Raw genomic sequence first — 24,025 nt, 5'->3', positions numbered from 1 at the left:
TTAATGGCCTTATATAGAATAAGGTTCTCAGTTATCTGGAATTCATGTCTTTAACATATTGACGCTTATGTTGAAGACTCGAATTGAAGATAAGATAAATGTACTTACTTTTTTACAGGTGTTTGATGAATGTTTTTCATGCCTCAATAATAGCTTTTACTCTTTAATAAGACCGTATTTATTCCTTGCTTTATCCATCCAAGTAATCTAGTATCTTGACTAAACCATTGGAAGTTGTACACCGTATGCCATCATTGCGAAATCTATATGTTTTTATAAATAATTGGCTGCACCATCTTATTCCATTCATTCTAAGTTCTTTTAAAACCAACCATTATTTAAAGATGGAGAACCTTACTTTGAATAGTCAACTAGCTTTATATGTTCACCATTATGAAAAAAATAACCTTCCAACACCTAGACCTAATACTTCTTTCAGACAATTATGGGTGTTGATCTCAAAGTCATATCAGAATTGGAAGTCTCACTTAATAATAGTCAAACCTGAAACGGTGATTAAGTGGCATCGCACAGCATTTAAATGGTTCTGGAAGAGAAAATCACAAAAAGTAGGCCGTCCTAGGTTATCAGAAGAATGGATTTCCACTATAAAACGTGTTCATAAAGAAAACCCATTACTTTCTCCAGAAAAACTCCATGAACAACTTGCTCTTCTTGGTTTGAAGGACATTCCTGCACCTAACACCATTGCCAAATACTTGCCTGACACACGCGAAAGTCCTTCACGTAAGCAAATAGCATCTTGGAGAACGTTCCTACATAACCACAAATCTGATACATGGGCTATGGACTTTCTAACCGTTCCTACGTTAAAAATGGACGTTTTATATGTATTCATTATCATCCAACATAAAACACGCCGAATAATCCAATTCGGTGTAACCAAGAATCCAAATATGGATTGAATTAAACAACAGTTACGTAATGCAACTCCCTACGGTAAAACGCCAAAATATATCATACACGATAATGATCCTGTATTTTGTTCCAAAAAAATTCAAAGGTTTCTTTCTTTGTCAGGTGTACAATCAAAACCAACATCTTACCAATCTCCATGGAAAAATCCTTTTGTTGAAAGAGTGAATGGTACTATACGAAGAGAACTACTGGATCATGTAATTCCAATGAATGAAGTGGACCTAGAAAGACTACTCTCTGAGTATGTGCATGATTATTACAACTCTCATCGAACTCATCAAGGGATAAATAACAAAACACCGGTTCCTTCTCCAACGTATCTTCCAGGGAGAGTAGAAGATATCAAATTAAAAGCGACTCTTTTATAAGTGGTTTATATCACACTTATAAAAGAGTCGCTTAATGAATAGATTCTATCTCATATCAACCAAGCCTTTCATAACTTATTAAAATGAAAGGCTTATTTGTCATCCCTCAATTTCCAATTTCCTTTTATCGCGCTTTTCTACCCTCTAGCCTCTCTATTAATCTAGTATATGATTTTACATCCATAACCATTTTTCGATAGATTTTTATATATTATTTTGCTGAATTTTAATTTTTGAAGGCGACAATATCTACTACATCATCTTTCGATAGTGCCACAGACTCAGTTTTAAATGAGATAACTTTCGATTCAGTTGAACTCGCTTCTGCATTTGTAGGTTGTGACAAACCCACTGTCATTAATGTTGCTCCTACCAATAATAGTTTTTACATAATTTCCTCCTTGCCATATACATGTAGATTTTACTCTCTTATACAATTAGTTTTTACACATAACATATAAAAAAGACACACTTTTCGCCCAACACGAAAGTGTGTCCAGTTCTTCGTAACCAAAAAATCTTCGATATAATCTATAAATAGATTGTATAGTATTAAAGTTCCAGTCACTTCTATTGTATCTAAATACCTATTAATTACAGCATATATTCCAAAATTATCCATTCTATTTAGATAATCTTGGATATTAAGCATCCAAACATAACATTTTATCGATCATATAATTAGCACTCTGTAAGATTTCTATTACTTCATCAGGTGTCATACCGTACTTATTTGCAGTACGTTCAATTGGGGTGGCAATAGAGTCCATCAACACATACTCACCAGGATGCTTAGCTTCTATCGCCATATTAAAGTCAACGAATAAACAATACTCATAAATTTCTTTTTCAGGATTAGGTAACATATTAATAGCATTTTGTCGTTCCAATTCATTAATAATTTCATCCAATAGTTCTGATTCCTCACACATAGTATCCCTCCTTTTTATTACAACTGATTATACCTCAATAAATGTCATGGGCATTGAAAATGGTATAAAATTTACCGATTATTAATTTCTGTAACTCATGAGATAGAAGAAGTGCTATTGTTCCTTTCCCTTCCTTCAAAATGGTATAATTAGGTAAATGATTATTAGGAGGAATCTATATATGAAATGGAAGTCATTATTGCTATCAGCAATTTTGGTTCTATCGTTTGCTCTACCAGCTAATGCTGCTAGCTTTGGCAGTGAATCAGGAGTATCAACGGATAAAACCTGGTCAGTACAATTTAATACAACAATTGGTGAAGATTCATTAGGAGAGGTTTATGTAACCAAAGAAGGTTCTTCTGCTCAACTTCAACAATCTATAAGTCTATCAAGTGAGGATACAGTTAGGATTGAAGCACCAGATGAAGGATATCAACCTAGTGAGAGCTACACCCTACATATTGGAGGAATTACTTCATCGTCCGGTGTTTCCATGACTGAAGTAACAACCTATGACTTTACGATACAGTCGGAAAACAAGAAGTCAACTACCGTCACTCGAGTTGTAGATGGGGACACAATTGAAGTCAATGTAGATGGTAAAACGGAAGATGTACGTATGCTTTTAGTAGATACTCCAGAAACGAAACACCCATCCAAGCCAGTACAACCATTTGGACCTGAAGCAAGTGAATTTGCAAAAGAAAAGCTAAGTGGTAAAGAAATCACCCTAGAATTTGATGGTCCTAAACGCGACAAATATGATCGCTTGCTAGCTTATGTATGGGTAGATGGCAAGAACTTCAACAAGATGCTATTAGAAGAAGGATTAGCTCGCTACGCTTATGTTTACGACCCTCCTTACACTTATTCTCAGGAATTCATGAAAGCTCAAAATAGAGCTAAGGATGCTGAAAAAGGGATTTGGAGTATAGATGGTTATGTCACGGAAGATGGATTTAACTCTGATGCAACGGAAGAAGACACAGGAACCGGTGATGACAATACAAATGATGGTTACACTGGTCCATACGATCCTTCTGGAGAGGACCGTAATTGTGGGGATTTTGATACGCAAGAAGAAGCACAATCCTTTTTCGAAGCAGCTGGAGGCCCTGAATCTGATCCACATCGTTTAGATGGAGATGGTAACGGGGTTGCTTGTGAGAGCTTGCCTTAAATTAGATTTTAATAACTTAAGTTTATATTCTAAAAAGATCCGTTCTTTTCTTAAGGACGGATCTTTTTTATTTGAATGTATATTTCATTTTATCTAAAGGTGGTAAGTCGATTAACTCGAAAGAAATCCTTTACATAAAATTAGCTTTAAAAATAGAAGCATCTTCATTTTTCTTGGGATTTAAAGTCGACAGGAAACGAAAAAAGACAGATTGATTAATCGATCTTATTGATTCAGGTATGGTTAAACTTGTATCTTATTCTACTCCATCACAATTCAAATCATCATAGAACTTTTTCACGAATTTTCTTGCTTGTTCAACATCAGCTAGTTCTTCTTCATCGAATTTACTATCAGACCAAGAGGTTTTACCAATCCTACGAATATACAAATTTCCACCCGAAATTCTATAATGATTATCTTCTCTAAAATTTCTATCCTTATAGTACGTGGTTCTTTCGAATCCTTCATTTTGATCCAGAAGTGTTTGTATTACTTCTTTTGTAAAACGCGGCATTATTTCCCCACCTTGTCTATAGGCTTACTCTCCAACCATCCCATCACCATCATTATCTCGCATATAGGGGTATAGCCAATGATCACTCATTATTGGCATACTAAAACCAGCTGCTTTTGCTTCTTTGATTGTCACTTGTCCGTTACCGTTCGTATCAACGCTAGAAATATCACCGTTTGAATTTGAACCCGTCGAATCGGAAGGCTCACTGTCTGTTAAACCAAGTGATTCGTTTACTTCATCAGGATTCACATTGTCAAATGTATCAACGATTTCGTTACCCTTTAACGTATAGGTGTACTGATAACTTGAAGGAATCTGCGTTTCCGTATTCGGATATTTGATAATTGCTTCAAAGTTCGTAGCACCACCTGCCTTGCGGATCGCATCTTCCATATAGGCTTGATCACCGTGACGATTGAGCGTGCTTTCTTGTGGTGTGATATTATAAGCATTCGATACCCCTCCAAGAGAATCAGCAATAACATGCCCTTCATCTAAAACGTCACTTTCGACACCAGGAACTTTCGCCTCATCAGAATAGTATCTTCCAGACGATAATACAGGTTCCTTACCGTCATCTTGTAAAATGATTTTATCTGCAACGACATGTACTAGTTGCCCATGTTCATTCGTAAATGCCCAATATTCACGGTCCCCGTAACCAATGTCAACAACAACATTCGTTTCACGATCTCCAGACAAATCACCACCATCAACTTCAATACGTTTATATCCTGAGAACAGGTCATTATTTGTTTCGCTCTGCGTTTCCTCTACAGCAGATTCATCAACACTCGAGGTGGTAGCTGCTTCTTCTTCGCTATTTTTATCTGCATTAGTTGTAGCTGCTTCTTGTGAATTGGTTTCTTTATCGCTAATGGATGTATCTTCTACCTCAGTACAACCAACCATACAGATGATCGTTAAAAGTAAAATTAAATAGCTCATTTTCTTTTTCATTTTAGGACTCTCCTATAATAGTTTCATATTGTTCATTCAAAAAATATCGGAATGTTTACATAGGATAACCTGTTGATACTTCCAATTACTTTACGAACTTCAGCATAATCAACTTCATCCCCTTTTTTGCTTTGTTAGTTGAAGAACTGAATTATCATAATCATTAGTAACATTTTACCACATAATGTTATAAATCCTTCGAGTTTCTTGAAGCTGAATAGATTGCATTTCAAATAACAAGTGAACTAGAACCCTAATTCTTGCGAAGACAATAGCTGTTATATTTAGATTAGAGAGGCGAAATATTTGATATAAAAAAGACAACACATATTAGATATATCTAATATGTGCCGCCTAATTTTATTGCCTTCTTCAACTAAAGATCCCTTATCATGAAGACTTGATATCGAGAAAATTATTAAATTAGTTCTTTAACTAACGTACCAGTTACTTTAAGTGCATTATTTCACAAAATTAGAGCAACTAGATATGGTTTGTTCCGCAGTAATTTTGTACTGTGTAGCAGAAACACTTTGTGTTTTCTATTCTAAAAAGCCCCCCACTCGGATATGACTTTTCTTTAACTATCGAATAAGTAAATCAAGGGAATAATTTTTTCTTCAGAGCTATTCAAAAATGGCTCATCTCCATAATATGGAGATGAACCTAATTATGAAATTTTTCTTTTTTTTAACGCAATGGAATTACAATAGTATATGATGGATTGCTAATAACCTTGGTTCCTATATATACCGTTTTACCAATTAAACTAACTCCTCGGAAGCTGCGAAGGTTATTAGCAGGGTAAAGTTTGTTAACATTGTCATCCCTATCATCTCCTTATCATCTTTAGAGAGCGACTCCCATGTAGTCTATAGCAATTGAAAAGGTATTAGCGATAAATACACCAATAATCCAATAACTGCTACTAAGGGCAATGTTCAAAGATTTGGCGAGGAGTACGGGATTCGAACCCGCAACTGCGGCAAGCATAAGGTAATTATAGACATGCATGTTTATCAGTGTCAAAATTCTATATGCAATTTTTGATGTATTGGAGATTTAAAATCCTATATATTTAGTGCTTCAAATAAAACTTGAAAATTTCTCACAGTCTCAACTTTTAATTCAATTTCTTTGTTTACTACTTTATCATGAAATTCTTTTGCGGCTAATTTCTTCGACGCACTAGAACCATCGTATGGGGTACTCAATTTTTTAGAGTCATCTTTAAAAATCAACGACTCAATTGTCATTGGGTTACTCACCATTTTCTCCTTAATTGCTTCTTCGTTACAACTTACGAATAAAATTTTATCTTCCAGAGTCTCATCCAGTTTATTTACTAAAACATCGTATTCGTTGTAACCAGCTTTATCATAGTCTAATAAAATATTAAATTCACATCCCCAGCCAATTAGAATTGAAACAATTCTATTTATATTACTAACACCTGCTGATGGAATGATATTTGGTGCGCTATCAATCGCCAAATAATTTATCATAGCATTCATATACATATAATCTGTAATACCCTCGGTAATGATATTGTTTTTACTAGATGGTCCAATATTAAACTTTAAATCTGCACCAATAGCTTGCACTAAAGGTGATAAGGTTTCCATTTTTGAGTCATTTGATAAATTTTGATCGTAAGCACTCTTAAATATTTTTGTATTACCTTCCTCGACTTTTTCAACAGCCCTAACATTAGTTATGTCTTTACTGTCTATCATAAATGGAGAATGTGTAGTATATATTACCTGATTATCTCTTTCTGCTAGTCTTGAAAATAATTCTAGGAGTTGCTTTTGAGCATTAACATGTAAATAAACACCTGGTTCATCTAACAAGTAAACTAAAGATGAATTTTTATATTCACGAGAAAGCACATCAACAAATATGCTTATGAACCAACGTAATCCATTACTTCTTTCGCTTAGGTTCATTGCCTTATCATCGGTTAATATGTAGATTTTAAATACTCGGTTCTCAAATTCTATTTGAAACTCAATTTTCTCTTGATTATAAAATTCATTAAACTCTACCTCAATATTATTCTGGATTTTTCTTGCAATCCTATTACGAACAGTTTTCCTATTACCATCTTTAGGATCTTCGAATGCTTGCACTACTTCTTCTTCAGTAATACCGGCTGCTATAAGGAATCTATAAAAGATATGGTTTGGGTCTTTAAGAATATCTTTAATATCATCATATTTATAACTTGCTCCTAATTGTGGGTATTGTTCACGGTAATACATACTAGGTAGAAGAGAATAATATTTTGTAAGACAATTATCAATAATTTCTAATTTCTTAATCAAGTCTTCCTTACCTGTATAATCTTTTGTTATCCATTTTTTTAAATTACTTAATTTAACACTATGATTTATATATACATGTGAAGCTATGTCTTTCAAACCTTTCAAATAATCTTGTACTGATTTAATGCGGTTAGATTCATTTCCCCAAACACTTTTAATATTCATCCCCAGAACATCTTTAATAGCTCCCATTAATAATTCATCTTCTTTCAATAAGTCCGACAATCCACCTTCAATCTTAATTATTGTATTATCTAAGAAACTAATTGATGTATTTGATTGACTAACTTTAAATTCATTTAATTCACTTTGATAGTATTTCAAATGAACAATGATAGATACATCACCAGAAGCCCCTCTATTTGTATTATTAAAATAACTAGAACTTATTAGTTTCTCAAATGATAAATTACCTACTGCCTCTAAAATATTACTCTTTCCCGACTCGTTCTTTCCGATTAGGGCAGTAACTTTTGGCTCTACAGATAAATAGTTCTCCTTCGATCCTAATGACTTATAGTTATTAATATTAAAACCAACTATCTTCACTTTAACCTCTCCAATGCTCCATGTAATTTATACTGTTTTCCACCTTCTTACAATGCTAAGATTTTCTATATTCTGTTTTGAATATTGAGTAAGTATGTTATAAAAAATCTTCCTCTAACTTTTATGAATTTTTTCTCTTATCAAACGATGGACCTTTCTAAAATTGGATAATTGTCACGTTCTGAAGCAAATCATAGAACAAATCAATGCCTTATAAAAGGCTACTCTAAACTCAGGTTCAAAAGTATAATACATAGTATAAATATCCCCTCTCAACCACTTAATTTTCTTATTCTACCGTTCTATATATTAAATAATTTGCCAAATTAAGCTAGTAGTGACAACTATTTACACCTTATTTTACCACATTCTTAGGCTTAGAGACTTCTACACAAACGCAAAAAGGCTCCCCCCCTAAAATGGAGATGAGCCTTATAAAAATTTTCCTCTATTAAATTTTTCACTTGAATTTGAGTCTTTAGCTAAGCTGCACTTAGTTGAAGACTCAGTTTCGAGATAAATGCCCGAACGTTGTTTATACACCTTTATGCTAATAAACATGCTGCCAAAAGCTACATAGAATAAAATGACACATACAAAACCTGTATCGTCATAGTTGTCACCCTAAATAAGACGACGCTTTCATTTCATAAAACCAGTCTTATAGTATCTGACTAAAATAAAATGACCAATAAAGTATAAAATAATTTCACACCACTAGATCAGATCTCCTTCTCGAATAAGAACTTCCTCATTAAAAAATCATCTTCCACGCCATTTTTACACAAAACACTTATATTTCCAGATTGAAAAGGTAATAAATAGACATATCCAAAGATAAAAGATACACATTGCTCATTCGGTATAGTAAATAAATAGGAGGTGAGAAAAAATGAATTCCCCTATAAGAAGCAAAGAATTTGGTAACCAAGAAGAATCCATTGTTGAAGAATTCCTAAAAACACTCAAACCATCTTACAACCGAACTAATATTAAGTTAACGCTCAATCTTTTTTTCCAAAATATAAGAGCTTCAAAAAAACTTAAGGACAATGCTTCAATCCAGCTAAAAAATATCACTTTAAATGATGTTATTGATTTTCAAAACAAAATAGAAACTCGTTTAGATTCTGGTGAAATCGGACCTTCTTATGCTAAAAGTAGCCTCTTTTACATTAAGCTTTTTCTGGATTTTCTATATGAGAAAGGTACTGTAAAACTGTTTTATAAACCTCCTAATTACCTTAGAGTTAAAAAAAATTTTGAAGTTATAGAATCAGTTTCATGCCATAGTGGGATAAGTGATTTTGAACGTTACCTAGAATTAAAAAATTACGCTTTTATAGATCAATACACCAAAATGGTTAAAATGTTCATCCAAGAAGTATTTACCAAATCTAATGAGGAGTTTTCTCCTGAATTATTAAGTTATGAACATTTCACTCAATATGAAGCAAAGCTGAGAAAAAGATTGGCAATAGAAGAGATTTCAGGGCCAACAGTATACCAATATCTTAAAGCTTTAAGGTTGTTTTCTGAATATCTGTACAAGGAAGATAAGACAGATTTCACATATAAAATCCCTAACGAACTAACCCTTCACTCAAGAAGGGTAAATGTTCATGTGAAAGTCAATGAAATCATAATGCTATATGAATCTATTATAAAGAATTCAGAACATAAAATGAGGGACATATGTATTTTCTTATTATTAGTAGAAACTGGCTCACGTTCCGTAGAAATCTCAAACTTGAATATTGATGATATAAAGTTTACAGAAAGAATCATCGTATTGAGGAGTAAGAAATCTGGACAAAGAACGCTTCAAATTAGGAAAGATGTCATAGATTTTATAAATGACTATATAAAAATAAGACCAAATTATAAACCAGATGAAATGGAAAATGCCCTTTTTTTGAATAAGGTTGGTAAAAGAATCAATTCAGATTTGATTTATGACATATTCAGACATCGAAATGAAAGTGTGTTCGGAGAAGTTAGATACTCACCAAGAGCTTTCAGACACACTTTTATAACAAATGCGTTAGATAACGGAAACAAAATTGAGGAGGTGGCCAATACTGTTGGGCATAAATATCTTGCTACCACCCTATATTATTATTTTAGAAACGTGAAGCGTATCAAAGCATTAGCAATTAACAGAGACCTTTATGAAGGAGATTTATATGACCATTGATAAGAAGATTAATTTCAATATCAACCAGGTTTGTAAAGAGTTAGGAATCCAAAAACATGCCTTGGTTTCTCTCATAAACTCTAAATATACCAGCTCAATAAAGGGAGATATACCTAGTTCTCCACTTGCATTAGATATCATTCCACAATTCAAAAAAAATCAACAAGAGCTGGTAAAGAACAATAAACGATCCAAGGAAACTTGGAAAACATACAAAAACTTTCTTGATAGACTAACAATACTTATCAAAGAAAAGAATCCAGACATGAAAATAAATGAGCTCACCGAAGTCTTGATAATAGAACTATTAAGCAAAAGCAAACCTAAGAAGGATGAGAAGCTATCAGTACGAACGGTTAACAAGTATTACTCTATCATGAGAAAGTTATTGAGTTTTGCATATGAAATGGACTATACAAATAAAAACCTAAAGTATAGGTTTGAACTGCAAAAATCAGAGTTACTCCCTCGATATATAAAGGACGAAAATATTAAAGAAATTCTTATAGCTGCGAAAGAGTTGCATAAGGGCTACCGTGCCAGGGCAATATTGGTTTTCTTATTGGGTACAGGATGCAGATTAAGTGAAGTTGCCAATGTTAAGGTGAAAGATTTCGATATAGAAAATGATCTTCTTTATGTCTTGGGGAAAGGAAATAAAGACCGTTATATCCCCATATTCCCTGAAATAAAACCCGAGATAATGAAATACCTTCATCAATCTGGGCTCGAGAACTGGACTCCTGACTCTGATGGTTATTTGTTTTCTATGGATGAAGGGAACGAAAGACAAATACCTATTTCAATAAGAAGCATTGGGCGTATAATCGAAGATATAAGAAGGGAATTGGAACACTTACCATATATATCAATCCATTCGTTCAGGCATACTTTTGCAGTAAAATGTTTGAGCTCCGGAATCAGTCTTCATAATTTGTCGTTGATCCTTGGGCACACCGATCCAAAAACAACCATGGTTTATACTCAGTTATTCAATGATGATCTAAAAAAAGAAATAAATAAGAATTATCCATTTCCATTCCAAAAACTTTTAGAACATATAATAAATGACGGAGAAAAAGATGATTAATCTTAATGAGGAAATCACATTATATTTTAAAACAGTGCGTATTGCAGATGAAACGAAAAGAAAATATTCTTATCGCTTGAAGTATTTCAATACGTATCTAGCACGACTAGTAGAGGAAGAGGAAGATACCATTGACCTTGAAAAAATCACATTGTTGAGGGATACAGATGGTAACCATATCGCGTACTTAGCAATAGACTCTCAAATTTTGGATGACTACTTCTATTCCCTTGTTCCCTATGGGTACTATCCTCTTCGGGACCATTACACTGCGTTAGGTAGTTTCTTCCTTTATCTCGAAAGGAATCGTGATTTCGCTAATCCAATGGAAAACCTAACATTCAATCTTAAAGATTATGAAGAGGAAAAGAAAATTACGAATATCTTAACCAAACATGACATTATAAAATTTCTCAATGCCATAATCGACCACTCCGAGGACGTTCAAAATGATTTACTCTTATTTACCATGTTATTATCGACAGGTTGCCGCATCTCCGAAATAACCAATTTGAAAGTGGATGAGATTAATTTTGATATTGGTTTGTTTCACCTAAAGAATACTAAGAATAAGTGTGATCGTACCGTCGTTCTATTAAATGGATTTTCACATATCATCAAATCCTTTTGTTCCATTCATAAGAGAAAACCTCAGGATTATCTATTTCAGAATAAAGATAACAGTAGACTGACTAGAAAACAGATAGAGAATTTACTAAAGAAATATTTAGATTTGGCAGGATTGCCGAATTTAAACATTCATTCTTCGCGCCATACATTTGCCACGCTCTTGGCTAATGAGGACACCAACGTCCTGATAATCCAGCAACTCCTAGGTCACAAAAGCATCAAGGCTACTATGGGTTACATTAACCCTCATTACATCCGAAACAAGAGGATAGAAATTAAGGAAAACGATGAATTCTTCAACAAAATCAAAAACATATAGTACTCCTCGCAAATGAAGCAGCTCCTTTCTATCGTAAGGAGCTGCTTCATTTTTTTATCCTCCATAAATCCAACACTAACCATATCTCTTGCATTTTTCACCTATGATATATCATTACTTTTTTTGGCAATAATAGATACAGACCACATGCTCACCAAAAGAAGAAAGGTGATAGTATTGAGAGGATCAATCAAAAAAAGAGGCAAAACTTTTACCGTGCGCTATGATATTGGAATTGAATCAAATACGGGAAAAAGGATTCAAAAATCAAAAGGTGGCTTCAATACAAGAAGAGAAGCCGAAAGATACCTGAACGAGAATCTATACAAATTAAATGACAAACAAACTAATAAGGTCGATGATGTCTACTTCGAAGCTTACTTTGAAGAATGGTTTGAGACTATGTATAAAAAGAAAGTGTCTACTAGTACTTGGGAAGGTCGCCAATACACGATGAATCTTCACATCCTTCCTAAGTTTCGTAACCATAAGCTAAGAAGTATCACTTCTTATGAGTTGGACACCTTTTATGCGCAAAAAGTTGAGGAAGGACTTTCCCCGAAAACAGTAAAGGAAATTCACTGTTTCATACGTATGGCACTTGCCCAAGCAGTAAAATGGGGATATATGGACAGGAATCCAGCTGAAGATGCAACGATTCCTAAACAAGTTAATAAAGAGGTCATCATATGGGATTACCAAACTGCTATGACCTTTTTAAAAACAGCAAGAATAGAAAAAAAAGACGCGATTTATGCCACGGCTCTATTTACAGGAATGAGACGTGGAGAATTACTGGGACTGAAATGGTCAGATGTAGATTTGGATAAAAAGAAGATTTCCATCAACCGTTCTCTTTCGGTAACAAAGAGTGAAGGATATATACTATCCAGAACGAAGACGGTAAACTCGAGAAGGCAGATTTCGATTTCCCCTTTCGTTGTGGAAGTGTTAATACGCCATAAAGAATACCAAGAGGAACAAAAAGCCGAATTGAGGGAAGGATATACAGATCAAGACCTCGTATTCCCTAACCTTTTTGGAGGATTCAAGAATCCAGATAATTTGAGAAGAGAATACAACGCTTTAATCGAGAAAGCGAAGGTCCCCCGCATCAACATACATGCCCTTCGACACACCCACGCCACCTGGTTGTTAAAAAATGGCGTTAACCCAAAAGTGGTCTCAGAGCGTCTTGGGCATCATGATGTTGGCATAACTTTAAGGACCTATTCGCATGTTTCTTTTGACCTCCAGGAAGAAGCAGCGCAAAAACTAGAAGAAACGGTTCAGAAGTTTTTCGATCCAACGATTAAGCAATAATGTGAACATCGGTGAACAAAATCCCCTTTGTTCAGCCATGATACGATTCTCCATAAAAAAAGAAACCCTTGTCGGATAAGGGTTTCCATGTAGTGGAGCATATCGGGCTCGAACCGATGACCTCATCGCTGCCAGCGATGCGCTCTCCCAACTGAGCTAATGCCCCGTATAAGAATGTCATGTGAATATTATACAGTTTTGCTATTTTTCTTGCAACTACTAAAATCTCGAATCCCTATCTCAACTATTTTTAGAAAAAATTTCATTTTGTGTGAACCATATTCCACTTCAATCGTCATATACATAGAAAGGATTTATAAGGAGGATTACATATGGATATTGCACAAATTCCCGATGTAGTAGCTGAGTTAACGGCCATGATTCCTTGGAAAATTATCATACCCGTGATGATTCTTGAGCTTATTCTACTCACTGTGGCAATCGTTGACTTAGTTAAGAGAACTGAAACAAATGGCCCGAAATGGTTATGGCTTATTATTATTTTAGGATTTAACCTAGTAGGCCCTGTAGTGTACTTCATTATTGGAAGGAGACCGCATTAAAATGGCATTTGTATCTGTTTCTGGATTAACGAAGCGTTTTGATAAGACAGATGTAGTTCATGATATCGCTTTTGAATTAGAGAAAGGAAATTGTATATCCTTGCTTGGGCCGAATGGTGCTGGGAAGACGACCACACTGCGCATGCTTGCAGGTTTGATGAAACCGACGAGTGGATCTATTGTTTTCGAAGGGCATCCTGCTCATTCGGATATTCGCGAAGTAATTGGATATCTCCCTCAGCACCCTGTGTTTCATTACTGGATGACTGGTAAGGAGTTTCTTGTTTATGTAGGTAGACTAGCCCATTTATCCAAAAAGGATGCGAGTAATCGGGCTGAAGTGTTGCTCGAAAAAGTTGGTATAGCTGATGCCAAGAATCGGCGTATAAGCAAGTATTCAGGAGGGATGAAGCAACGACTCGGAATTGCTCAAGCGATGATTCACCAGCCTAAGCTGCTTGTCTTAGATGAACCTGTTTCAGCTTTAGACCCAATTGGCCGTCGTGAAGTACTGAATTTGTTAGAGGATATCAAAAAGGAAACGACTATCCTTTTTTCCACACACATTTTAAGTGACGCGGAAGAAGTGAGTGACGAACTGTTACTTATGCATAATGGTGAGATTGTAGAATCTGGAAGGCTGGACGACCTACAATTTACTCAAGATGCTACGAAACTAAAAGTCTCTTTCTCGCAAAATGGTGACATATATGCCGAAGACATAGAAGCACTTGAGTCAGTAGAAAGCGTACTTAAAGAGGGGAAACACTTAACCATCAACACCCATAACACAGACCAGGCTCGATCTGAGATTTTACAATTAGCTGTAGAACGTCAATGGCCTATTACTCATTTTGAAGTGAGTCGTACCTCGTTAGAAGACTTATTTATGAAAGTGGTGAAGCAGTAATGCAATGGTGGACAATTTTTCAAAAAGAACTACTTGAAAATTGGCGAAGCTTAAAATGGGTATGGGTACCGATTGTATTTATACTTCTGGCAATTATGGATCCAATTACTTCCTATTATACACCTGTCTTGTTGGAGCAGTTCGGTGATTTACCTGAAGGTGCAGAAATCAACATCCCTACGCCTACACCAGAACAAGCATTTATGAGTAGCATTTCTCAATATAATCTGATGGGATTGTTACTTATTTTGATTATGACGATGGGACTTATTTCTGGTGAGCGAAAAAGTGGCGTAACGGAATTAATACTCGTTAAACCTGTTCGTTACACCAATTATATTACCGCTAAATGGGCAAGCACCCTTTTATTAGTGTTAACTAGCTCGTTTCTTGGCCTCCTAGCAAGCTGGTATTATATTAATATCTTATTTGGAGATCTCCCATTCTCTCATGCCATGACAGGCTTTCTATTTCACAGCGTCTGGTACGTATTGGTCATCACCATATCCGTCTTTTTAAATACACTATTCCGAGTACCTGGACTAGTAGGATTCTTATCTGTAACATCGGTTATTGTATTAAGTTCCATCAATGGGATATTCAAAAGTCAATTCGAATGGCTCCCGCCGCAAATTCACTTATATATCCAAACATTCTTGAACAGCGGAACATTGCCTACAGATATGTGGATCACGACAGTTCTAACCATCCTACTAAGCGCCATACTTCTTATGTTATCGGTGTTTATTTTTAAGAAGAAAGAATTAGCCTCTTAAGAACAAAAGCTCAGGGCGCGACCTTTATACTTAGTATCCTATACCATGCCGACCAATTTATAGTTTCTTGGTGATAAAAAACCCTTCCATCAGGGTTTTTTTCATGTACGTGGAGCCCATAATATGACGCTCACTCCAATAATACAAATCAATCCACCTATCCAATCGTACATGTCTGGCGTTTTCTGATCAATTCCCCATCCCCACAATAATGATAGAATGACAAATATTCCACCGTAAGCTGCGTACACTCGTCCAAAATCCGGAAACGATTGAAAAGTAGGGATAATTCCATATAGAACGATTATAACTGCACCTGCCAAGCCATACTGCCAGGAAGCTCCTTCACGAAGCCATAACCAAATTAAATAGCCTCCCCCAATTTCTGCTATACCCGCTAATAGAAACAAAACAATTGCTTGCATGCTCATCCCTCTCTTTTTTTATGTATTGTAGTACAGTTTATCTTTTCTGGAGGTAGAATGACAAATTACAATTTCAATGCTTCTCCTTCACCAAATCCTTTCAAAGCACCTTGAAGATGCACTCGTTCAACAGCAACAATATTTTACACAATAAAAAGAGCATTTCCTAGAAGAATGCCCTTTTCATTACTTCTTTAATGTATTTAAAAACAAATCTACTTGAACCACATACTCTAATGGATATTGATTCCAAACCCAATATAATGCAAAAGATGATACTCCTATTAAGATCACCTTATAAAAAGTAGGCTCTCCTGTTTTTCTAATGAATTTATAAAATCTAGGGAAATCATTCCTAACTTCTTCATGTAAATCGGGTGACAATCGTAATACCTGTTTAAGAAAATTATTTGGAATAACTGCCAACACAATAGCAACTAGCACCAATCCTAAAGCTAAGGATACATTTTCGTACCAGCCTTTTATATCTGAAATATATCCCCTGAGTGGAACATAATTCTTCTCTCCACTCTCTTTTTCAACAACTGTGGGTGTAGGGTTGTCTTTTATAAAAGTCTCTTCCACCTCACCTTTCTCATCGAGTTTATAAATTTCAAGATGAAGGCTCTTCTGCTGATAATCGTAACCATTTGGGTAAAAGTGAGCGTATTTAACAAAGAAGTAAGGAGTTAGAAATAACAGGAGCCCCATAAAAATGGTAATTACTCTTTTAGTTGTGATGATATACTCCCCTAACGTTTAAAAGATATAGCCTATTACCCTACCATAAATTACCATGGTATTATACGCAAATTTCTTCTTTTCTAATGGCTGTGTTAAAGTTTGGTATTGATATAATAATGAAATAGTTTTATGTTCCTCCATAATAGCACCATTATGTTGAAGACTTGGATTCGAGATATGTTGGGGATAAGAGATGTTTCCGTTTCTTTAAATGGAATAAAGGTGGCCGTGGAACAACTCGCGTCCTGCCGGCGAGCTGGCAAGCCTCCTCGAGCCCAAAAGCGGGGCTCTGCGGGGTCTCGCCTACCTCTTTCTCCGGCGGGAGTCTCCTTTTTCCACGGCCACCTTTGCTTTTATTGAGATGAACGGAAACATAGCCAGGTTAGAATGGGGCGTTTTCTTAATGGTAGTATTTACGAAGCGAAGAATGGTTTAGGACACAAAGCGATGCTATGCTCGCGGACATATAGTCTCTTATTCTTCGATTTGAAGGCTATTTTGCATTCGTAACGGACATTCAGTTCGCTATTTGGCCTAAATCACCTTAATGCAGTGTGTTTTTTCACAAATAAGATACTATATGTCCGCAAGCCTCTCCAAAATAGGTTTTTTACTGAAAATAAGAGCATATATGTCCTTAAGAAGATCTCCTATGTATATTTGCGCGGGTCCGATCACATCATATTGGCAGGGTTGGGTAGGAAACTGCGAGACTCCCGCGGGAGAAAGAGGTTGGTAAGACCCCGGAAGGCATGGGTTTTGCCTGAGTAGGCTTACCAGCTCGCCCGCAGGAAAGCGAGTTGTTTCCTCCCCAACCCTACTCTTCTTACGTATCGGACCACTCCAATTATCTCGAATCCAAGTCTTCAAGATTATGCTTCTTATCTTGAATAAAACTATTTAGATTAATTGATTCCAAAATCAACACCAAACTTTAACATAGCCTTTCTAATAAAAAAGAGTGCCCTTCAACAAGAAGAGCACTCCCCCATTCACCTATTTCCCTGTCTCAGCAAATGTCTTGATACGTTCACCAATCTCATCACGAACACGCTGAAAAACAGCCCACTTTTCTTCGTCTGTTCCTTCTGCTTTAGCTGGGTCATCAAATCCCCAGTGTTCATTACGTACATGTGTTGGTGTGATTGGGCATTTATCACGCGCATCCCCGCAAAGGGTAACAACAAATTCAGCGTTATTTAGAATTTCTTGATCAATAATATCTGATTCTTGGTCTGTAATATCGAGGTCGACTTCTTTCATAGCTTTGACTGCGTTCGGGTTTAATCCGTGAGCTTCGATGCCTGCGCTCTTCACATCCCATTTGTCTCCTAGGTAATGTTTGCCCCATGCTTCCGCCATTTGACTACGACAAGAGTTTCCTGTGCATAGAAAGTAAAGTACTGGTTTTTGATTTGTCATAACGTATCATGCTCCTTTTATGTTTCTGTAAATTATATTAATAATAGCGTCAGATACAGGCCTATTAGTGTAATGAGTAAGGTTGGTACAGTTAGGATGATTCCTATTTTAAAGTAGTATCCCCAGGAGATTTTGACTCCCTTTTGAGATAAAACGTGTAACCATAACAGTGTTGCTAGTGATCCAATCGGTGTAATCTTCGGTCCTAGGTCACTTCCAATTACGTTGGCATAGATAAGTCCTTCTCTCATCACACCACTCGTATTGGAATCAGCAATGGCTAGCGCATCAATCATCACAGTTGGCATGTTATTCATAATAGAAGAAAGAATAGCAGCGATGAAGCCCATGGAAATGGTTCCGACGAAAAGCCCTTGATTCGCAGCTGCTTCAATAACATTTGCTAGTACGTCCGTCAGACCCACATTTCGTAAGCCATACACGACGACATACATACCAATGGAGAAAAATACAATCGCCCAAGGTGCCCCTTTTACGACGGTTGTTGTTTCGACAGCAGCACTTCGGCGGGCCATTAGCAAGAAGAAAATTGCGACAACACCGGCAATAATCGATACTGGTAACGCGAAAAACTCACTAGCGAAATATCCGATAAGTAGAACGCCTAACACCCACCATGATAAGTGGAACATCTTTATATCTTTAATTGCGTCAGCAGGTGTTTTGACCTGATTCATATCATACTCACTTGGAATATCTTTTCTAAAATATAGATAGAGTACTAGAATACTTGCCCCTAATGAAAACAGATTCGGAATAATCATACGTGACGCATACTCTATGAAACCAATATCAAAGAAGTCTGCTGATACAATATTCACGAGGTTACTCACAACAAGTGGTAACGATGTCGTATCTGCTATAAAACCACTTGCCATAATAAACGGAAAGATCATCCGTTCCTTAAAGTTCAATGCTCGAACCATTGCGAGTACAATTGGTGTCAGGATTAACGCTGCGCCATCATTTGCGAATAATGCAGCTACAGCAGCTCCTAGCAACGATATATAAATGAACATTTTAAAGCCATTTCCATTTGATAGACGTGCCATATGTAAGGCAGCCCATTCGAAAAAACCAATTTCATCAAGAATCAAGGAAATAATAATAATAGCAACAAACGCGAGCGTTGCATTCCAGACAATTCCCGTTACGGTAGCTACGTCTTGAAAATCAACAACACCAGCAATTAATGCCAGTATTGCACCCGTACAGGCTGACCAGCCAATCCCTAGATTTTTAGGCTGCCAGATAACAAATACGAGTGTCAGTATAAAAATTGATACAGCTAATAAAACAGACAAAGCTCATTCTCCCCCTTTTAGTCACAACAAATTCGTTTACCACTCTGTTCTAATTGGATAAGTTTCTCTCTTTGATCTGGGATATGTTCCAATACTTCAGAAATAAGGGAGAAAGAATCGTCCTCCTGATTCAAGGAATAGAACATCCAATGACCCTTACGTTGTTCTTTTACCAAACCAGCATCTCTTAATTTTCGTAAATGCTGACTTATGGCTGGTTGAGACATATCTAATATTTCAACGAATTCGCATACGCAACATTCGTTATTTTTCAGCAAGCCCATAATCGTCAAACGAGTTTGATCACCAAGCAACTTTAACACTTGTGAGGCATCTTTAATCGATAGAACCGTTTTTTCCAACATGAACACCTTCTTTTTTTATATAAGTATATGCTTATATAATGATAAATATATACTCCCATTTTTTCAACACAAAATTACATCAAATTTTTTTGATAAAGTGAATTGCATTTTTAATTTATTTGTGTATCATTGTAATTAATCAAATAATTTTGATGAATAGAAAGAGGCTGATTGTAATGAAAGAATTGCCTATTATCCAACCTAATGAACATATTGATTTTGCTTCTTATGTTCAACAATTCAAAGCACTAGCAGATGAGAAACGATTAATTATCATGAACATCTTAACGAGAAATGGGAAAACATGTGTGTGTGATTTGGAGGTTGAAGTAAACCTACCACAGTCAAAACTCTCTTACCATTTGAAGATTTTGTATAAAGCCGGATTTATCCATAAAGAAACCAAAGGCACTTGGAGTTACTACTGGATCAATGAAGACGTAGTCAATTCCATTCTATCTGAAGACCTTTGCTGTTTATTTAGACCAAATTAAGTAAATTCTTTTGTAATCTAACACTTTGATGTCTAGCTCCAGCGCCTAGAATCTTAAGCCTGTCGGAGGTGATTAAGGCGCCCCGAGCTTTTCTTTTTAAATCAAATTTTTTTGATGAATGAAGGAGGATATATCATGAACACCCATTTACCTGTAGCTATCATTGGTGGTGGTCCAATTGGATTGGCTGCTGCTGCTCAACTTAGTCAACAAAACCAATCGTTTATTCTGTTTGAATCTGGTCGTCAGGTAGGATCAAATTTCTTAGATTATGGCCATGTAAGACTCTTCTCCCCTTGGAAGTACAATATGGATCATGCAGCTATAGAGTTATTAAGAAAGCATCACATCTCTCTTCCAGATGAGGAACGACTGCCTTATGGTAAAGAAATTGTGGATGATTACTTGAATCCACTAGCGAGTTTACCTGAAATGAAGCCATATATTCATGTGAACAGTAAGGTCCATGCGATTACCCGAAAAGGATTTGATAAAGTAAAAACAACTAATCGTGAGCTAGCTCCTTTTGTTATTCAAATTGAAAAAGACCATGGATATGAAACGTATGAAGCTAGAGCAGTAATTGATGCTACTGGTACTTGGCAAAATCCCAATCCGGTTGGAGCTGGTGGCATACATGCGGAAGGTGAGCTAGAAGCCTCCAATTATATTAGATATGGCATACCCGATGTCTTAAATACAGAACGTAAACGCTACGAAGGTAAAAAAGTAGCAGTAGTTGGAAGTGGGCACTCAGCTATTAATACTTTACTCGATCTAGCGGAGCTACCTGATACAGATTTGCATTGGCTATTGCGGAAAAAAGATGTGCGTGAAACGTTTGGTGGAATGGAAGATGATGCCCTGCCAGGTCGTGGTGCTTTGGGGACACAAATCCAGCAACTCGTAACTAGTGGTCAAGTGAATGTGCATACACCTATGTTTGTAAGGTCCATTACACAAGAGGAGCAAAATGTAACCATACATGGGGAAGTAAACGGAGATGAAACGAAAATCGAAGAAGTTGATGAAATTGTGTCGACTACAGGTGCAAGACCTACATTCGATTTTGTTCGTGAACTACGATATACATTTGATTCTACACTAGAATCAGTTCCGGATTTAGCAGAATTAATTGATCCGAACATTCATAGTTGCGGAACAGTGCGAGCTCATGGTGAAAAGGAACTACGTCAACCTGAGCCCAACTTTTATGTCATCGGTGCCAAAAGTTACGGTAGAGCGCCTACCTTTCTATTAGCCACAGGTTATGAACAAGCACGCTCTGTTGTAGCTTATTTGTCAGGCGATTTCGAACGTGCGAGAGAAGTTCACTTAAACCTTCCTGAAACAGGCGTATGTAGTTCGGGTAGTTCAATTAATACGAAGTCTTCCCAAGGTGGTTGTTGTTAAGATCTCATTTATGTTCTATAAAACAATCAAGCTCGTTTGATACTATCGCATTCATTAGCAAACAGAAGCGCTACTATTATTATAGAGGCGCTTTTTCTATCAAAGCCGACATCCTTTGACTTTTTCGTATCGGTGTTTTATGGTTTAACTACTTAAACATACTTACAATAACAATAACTAATGAGGTGACTTTACTTGAAACCAACTGCTCTAATCACAGGTGCATCTAGTGGATTAGGTTATGAATTTGCTCGACTGTTTGCTGCTAATGGATACGATCTAGTTGTAACTGCCCGTAATGAAGTGAAATTACAAGAGCTTCAAAACGAGCTAGAACATGTGGATGTAACAATTGTACCGAAGGATCTTTCCCAGCCCCATTCTGCAGAAGAACTGTACAAAGAGCTGGATAGTAAAGATATACAAGTAAACGTTCTAGTTAATAATGCTGGATTTGGATTGACTGGAGCATTTGATAAGCTTTCCTTGCAAGAACAGCAAGACATGATGCAAGTGAACATGACCACATTAACAGATCTTACGTATTGGTTCTTACCTGAGATGAAAAAACTCGCCAACAAAGGTGAACCGGCTGGTGTATTGAACGTTGCCAGTACAGCTGCGTTTCAGCCAGGACCAGGCATGTCTGTCTATTATGCATCGAAAGCCTATGTCCTCTCCTTCTCAGAAGGTCTTGCCGGTGAGCTAAAAGGGACAGGCGTTAACATTTCCACCCTATGCCCAGGAGCAACAGAAACCAACTTCTTTAAGACAGCTCGTGGTGAGAAAATGAAACTTGCCGCTTCGGCAATGAGTGCCACCGTCGTAGCGAAGGCCGGTTTTGAAGGTTTCCAAAAAGGCCAACGCATCATCATCCCAGGTCGAACAAATGCAGCTGGCGCCGTCTTAGCTAAATTCCTTCCAAGCTCCATCTCAGCTAAAATTGCCAAGAATTTAAACAGTACCGATTCTTAATGAATCAGTACTGTTTTTTTTAGAATTTAGTTGATATTTTAATAATCACCAATTAATTGGTGATTTATTATTGTTATAGCCCCTGACTTTTGTTGTTCTGGATTGGGATTTGCTCGCTTCTTTCCTGCTTATGCTCGCTCCCGGTTGCGATTTGCTCGCTTCATTCCCGCTTATGCTCGCTCCCGATTGCGATTTGCTCGCTTCTTTCCCGTTTATGCTCGCTTCTGATTGCGATTTGCTCGCTTCATAACCGCTTATGCTCGCTCCCGATTGCGAATTGCTCGCTTCATACCCGTATATGCTCGCTCCCGGTTGCGAATTGCTCGCTTCATTCCCGCTTATGCTCGCTCCCGGTTGCGATTTGCTCGCTTCATTCCCGCTTATGCTCGCTCCCGATCGCGATTTGCTCGCTTCATACCCGCTTATGCTCGCTCCGCGTTCGGCTTTGCTCGTTTGCCCCCTCTAGACAACCTCTAACTTCATCCACCTTTTTCTAATGACTTCTCACCTCAAGCCTCCATCACCAGCAGGCATGTCCGCTTTTTCCTTATTATTAAAGGTGCAGATAATCAGGCGAAATGGTGGATTGTAATGCAGATGCTTCGCCTTCTCATAAAGCACCCAGATATATCTTGATAGTAAACGCTTCTTTCCCACAAAAAGAAAAACGCCCTTCATCATTCTAAACCGCTTCTTATCATCTTCTTAACGTTTTTCTTGTAAGAGGGTCCCCGCATATTCATTATATCCTCTCATTCGTACTTTGGTAAGATTGGGATCATCACTTACCATCTTTTCTCTTAGACTCTTTAGATTTGGTAGCTGTAGATTTTCCATCTTTTTGTTTTCCTTCGTTTTTGTTTTCGAAAGGTGGAGCTACATCTGCACCTGGAGGTCTAATGATGCCTAGTAGGACTAATATCGATAGAATCAGCTCCGTATAAACATCAAAGTCTATGTCAATCACTCCGCAATCTTGTAGAAATAATGAGATTAGCGCTGCTATGGCTACCCACAACCGATAACTTCTCCATCGATTCATCATTTTCACCATCCTTATACAATATTTATGAGGTATGTCTTACTCCTCATAGAATAGAGTATGCGACGTTGTCCGACTTTGACTGTCAACAATCCCCATATTTCCCTTCATTCCTATAATCGCCTTAGAGAATTCCATTGTTGTCCCCTCCCTTTTTAACGTCTTTCTATGAATATCGCCCTACTTGTCCGAATAGAGTGAGTAATACGTTTACTAGTTTTTCGAGAGAGGTGA

General features: G+C 36.7%; 25 protein-coding genes and 1 tRNA gene. 13 read left to right on the top strand and 13 right to left on the bottom strand.

The annotated features are described in order from the left end of the window. The first annotated feature begins 359 nt into the window (after positions 1–359). Positions 360–926 (top strand): hypothetical protein, encoded by a 567-nt coding sequence (locus N782_RS21750; protein ID WP_202595667.1) that lies wholly within the window; start codon positions 360–362, stop codon positions 924–926. A gap of 108 nt (positions 927–1,034) precedes the next feature. After that, positions 1,035–1,307 (top strand): integrase core domain-containing protein, encoded by a 273-nt coding sequence (locus N782_RS21745; protein WP_202595666.1) that lies wholly within the window; start codon positions 1,035–1,037, stop codon positions 1,305–1,307. A gap of 226 nt (positions 1,308–1,533) precedes the next feature. Here the strand turns inward: N782_RS21745 and N782_RS22070 are convergent, their stop codons facing one another. Both N782_RS22070 and N782_RS05135 read right to left on the bottom strand, forming a co-directional pair. Continuing rightward, the gene (locus N782_RS22070) at positions 1,534–1,665 is read right to left on the bottom strand and encodes a hypothetical protein (protein WP_272913639.1); all 132 of its coding nucleotides are present in this window, start codon (positions 1,663–1,665) and stop codon (positions 1,534–1,536) included. 286 nt (positions 1,666–1,951) lie between these two features. After that, a complete protein-coding gene (locus N782_RS05135; protein WP_036816991.1) occupies positions 1,952–2,239 on the bottom strand; it encodes a hypothetical protein in 288 nt (95 codons plus the stop codon). Between the two features lie 181 nt (positions 2,240–2,420). On the opposite strand from N782_RS05135, the gene N782_RS20945 reads away from it, so the two are divergent. Then, a complete protein-coding gene (locus N782_RS20945) occupies positions 2,421–3,422 on the top strand; it encodes a thermonuclease family protein (RefSeq protein ID WP_152600713.1) in 1,002 nt (333 codons plus the stop codon). A 256-nt stretch (positions 3,423–3,678) separates the two neighbouring features. Here the strand turns inward: N782_RS20945 and N782_RS05125 are convergent, their stop codons facing one another. The 3 genes from N782_RS05125 to N782_RS05115 all read right to left on the bottom strand — a co-directional run bounded on the left by N782_RS05125 (position 3,679) and on the right by N782_RS05115 (position 7,778). Then, complete coding sequence (locus tag N782_RS05125) at positions 3,679–3,939, bottom strand: hypothetical protein (RefSeq protein ID WP_036816988.1); 261 nt, start codon at positions 3,937–3,939, stop codon at positions 3,679–3,681. 24 nt (positions 3,940–3,963) lie between these two features. Then, positions 3,964–4,902: a DNA/RNA non-specific endonuclease gene (locus N782_RS05120; protein WP_036816986.1), complete on the bottom strand. Its 939-nt coding sequence runs from the start codon at positions 4,900–4,902 to the stop codon at positions 3,964–3,966. A 1,070-nt stretch (positions 4,903–5,972) separates the two neighbouring features. After that, positions 5,973–7,778 carry an AAA family ATPase gene (locus N782_RS05115; protein WP_036816984.1) on the bottom strand — a complete coding sequence of 602 codons (1,806 nt, stop codon included), beginning with the start codon at positions 7,776–7,778 and terminating at the stop codon, positions 5,973–5,975. An 892-nt stretch (positions 7,779–8,670) separates the two neighbouring features. On the opposite strand from N782_RS05115, the gene N782_RS05110 reads away from it, so the two are divergent. The 4 genes from N782_RS05110 (at position 8,671) to N782_RS05095 (ending at position 13,337) form a co-directional block, all read left to right on the top strand. Then, positions 8,671–9,975, top strand: coding sequence for a tyrosine-type recombinase/integrase (locus N782_RS05110; protein ID WP_036816981.1), 1,305 nt, complete (start codon positions 8,671–8,673; stop codon positions 9,973–9,975). After that, positions 9,965–11,065, top strand: coding sequence for a tyrosine-type recombinase/integrase (locus tag N782_RS05105; protein WP_036816978.1), 1,101 nt, complete (start codon positions 9,965–9,967; stop codon positions 11,063–11,065). Before N782_RS05110 ends, N782_RS05105 begins: the two co-directional genes overlap by 11 nt. Further along, positions 11,058–12,014, top strand: coding sequence for a tyrosine-type recombinase/integrase (locus N782_RS05100; protein WP_036816976.1), 957 nt, complete (start codon positions 11,058–11,060; stop codon positions 12,012–12,014). The genes N782_RS05105 and N782_RS05100 overlap by 8 nt, the downstream gene beginning before the upstream one ends. A 216-nt stretch (positions 12,015–12,230) precedes the next feature. Further along, positions 12,231–13,337 (top strand): site-specific integrase, encoded by a 1,107-nt coding sequence (locus tag N782_RS05095; protein ID WP_052111185.1) that lies wholly within the window; start codon positions 12,231–12,233, stop codon positions 13,335–13,337. 93 nt (positions 13,338–13,430) lie between these two features. Here the strand turns inward: N782_RS05095 and N782_RS05090 are convergent. Next, a tRNA-Ala gene (locus N782_RS05090) sits at positions 13,431–13,503 on the bottom strand. Between the two features lie 166 nt (positions 13,504–13,669). On the opposite strand from N782_RS05090, the gene N782_RS05085 reads away from it, so the two are divergent. From N782_RS05085 to N782_RS05075, 3 genes are read left to right on the top strand one after another with little or no spacing between them, the layout of a single operon-like run. After that, the gene (locus N782_RS05085) at positions 13,670–13,900 is read left to right on the top strand and encodes a PLDc N-terminal domain-containing protein (protein WP_084102981.1); all 231 of its coding nucleotides are present in this window, start codon (positions 13,670–13,672) and stop codon (positions 13,898–13,900) included. 1 nt (position 13,901) lies between these two features. Then, a complete protein-coding gene (locus tag N782_RS05080; RefSeq protein ID WP_036816972.1) occupies positions 13,902–14,810 on the top strand; it encodes an ABC transporter ATP-binding protein in 909 nt (302 codons plus the stop codon). Next, a complete protein-coding gene (locus N782_RS05075; RefSeq protein WP_036816970.1) occupies positions 14,810–15,586 on the top strand; it encodes an ABC transporter permease subunit in 777 nt (258 codons plus the stop codon). Before N782_RS05080 ends, N782_RS05075 begins: the two co-directional genes overlap by 1 nt. A gap of 101 nt (positions 15,587–15,687) precedes the next feature. On the opposite strand, the gene N782_RS05070 is transcribed toward N782_RS05075, so the two are convergent. From N782_RS05070 to N782_RS05045, 5 genes are all read right to left on the bottom strand, one after another. Continuing rightward, entirely contained in the window at positions 15,688–16,011 is a 324-nt protein-coding gene (locus tag N782_RS05070; RefSeq protein ID WP_036816968.1) for a YnfA family protein, read from the bottom strand. A 186-nt stretch (positions 16,012–16,197) separates the two neighbouring features. Continuing rightward, positions 16,198–16,596 (bottom strand): hypothetical protein, encoded by a 399-nt coding sequence (locus N782_RS05065; protein WP_152600712.1) that lies wholly within the window; start codon positions 16,594–16,596, stop codon positions 16,198–16,200. Between the two features lie 1,155 nt (positions 16,597–17,751). Continuing rightward, positions 17,752–18,177: an arsenate reductase (thioredoxin) gene (gene arsC, locus N782_RS05055; protein WP_036816963.1), complete on the bottom strand. Its 426-nt coding sequence runs from the start codon at positions 18,175–18,177 to the stop codon at positions 17,752–17,754. A gap of 32 nt (positions 18,178–18,209) precedes the next feature. Next, positions 18,210–19,502: an arsenic transporter gene (locus N782_RS05050; RefSeq protein WP_036816961.1), complete on the bottom strand. Its 1,293-nt coding sequence runs from the start codon at positions 19,500–19,502 to the stop codon at positions 18,210–18,212. Between the two features lie 17 nt (positions 19,503–19,519). Continuing rightward, a complete protein-coding gene (locus tag N782_RS05045; RefSeq protein WP_036817061.1) occupies positions 19,520–19,864 on the bottom strand; it encodes an ArsR/SmtB family transcription factor in 345 nt (114 codons plus the stop codon). A 179-nt stretch (positions 19,865–20,043) separates the two neighbouring features. On the opposite strand from N782_RS05045, the gene N782_RS05040 reads away from it, so the two are divergent. The 3 genes from N782_RS05040 to N782_RS05030 all read left to right on the top strand — a co-directional run bounded on the left by N782_RS05040 (position 20,044) and on the right by N782_RS05030 (position 22,749). After that, positions 20,044–20,361: an ArsR/SmtB family transcription factor gene (locus N782_RS05040; protein ID WP_036816959.1), complete on the top strand. Its 318-nt coding sequence runs from the start codon at positions 20,044–20,046 to the stop codon at positions 20,359–20,361. A gap of 135 nt (positions 20,362–20,496) precedes the next feature. Further along, positions 20,497–21,774: an NAD(P)-binding domain-containing protein gene (locus tag N782_RS05035; RefSeq protein ID WP_036816955.1), complete on the top strand. Its 1,278-nt coding sequence runs from the start codon at positions 20,497–20,499 to the stop codon at positions 21,772–21,774. Positions 21,775–21,969: 195 nt separating this feature from the next. Next, positions 21,970–22,749 carry an SDR family NAD(P)-dependent oxidoreductase gene (locus N782_RS05030; RefSeq protein ID WP_036816952.1) on the top strand — a complete coding sequence of 260 codons (780 nt, stop codon included), beginning with the start codon at positions 21,970–21,972 and terminating at the stop codon, positions 22,747–22,749. 504 nt (positions 22,750–23,253) lie between these two features. On the opposite strand, the gene N782_RS21930 is transcribed toward N782_RS05030, so the two are convergent. Both N782_RS21930 and N782_RS21925 read right to left on the bottom strand, forming a co-directional pair. Further along, positions 23,254–23,406 (bottom strand): hypothetical protein, encoded by a 153-nt coding sequence (locus tag N782_RS21930; protein WP_237582561.1) that lies wholly within the window; start codon positions 23,404–23,406, stop codon positions 23,254–23,256. Positions 23,407–23,530: 124 nt separating this feature from the next. After that, positions 23,531–23,791, bottom strand: a complete 261-nt coding sequence (locus tag N782_RS21925) for a hypothetical protein (protein ID WP_237582559.1) — start codon at positions 23,789–23,791, stop codon at positions 23,531–23,533. Positions 23,792–24,025 lie beyond the last annotated feature (234 nt).

It is taken from the genome of Pontibacillus yanchengensis Y32, from assembly GCF_000770635.1.
In the GTDB taxonomy this organism is placed as follows: Bacteria; Bacillota; Bacilli; order Bacillales; family BH030062; genus Pontibacillus; species Pontibacillus yanchengensis.
This window is presented reverse-complemented; position numbering and strand designations above follow the sequence as displayed.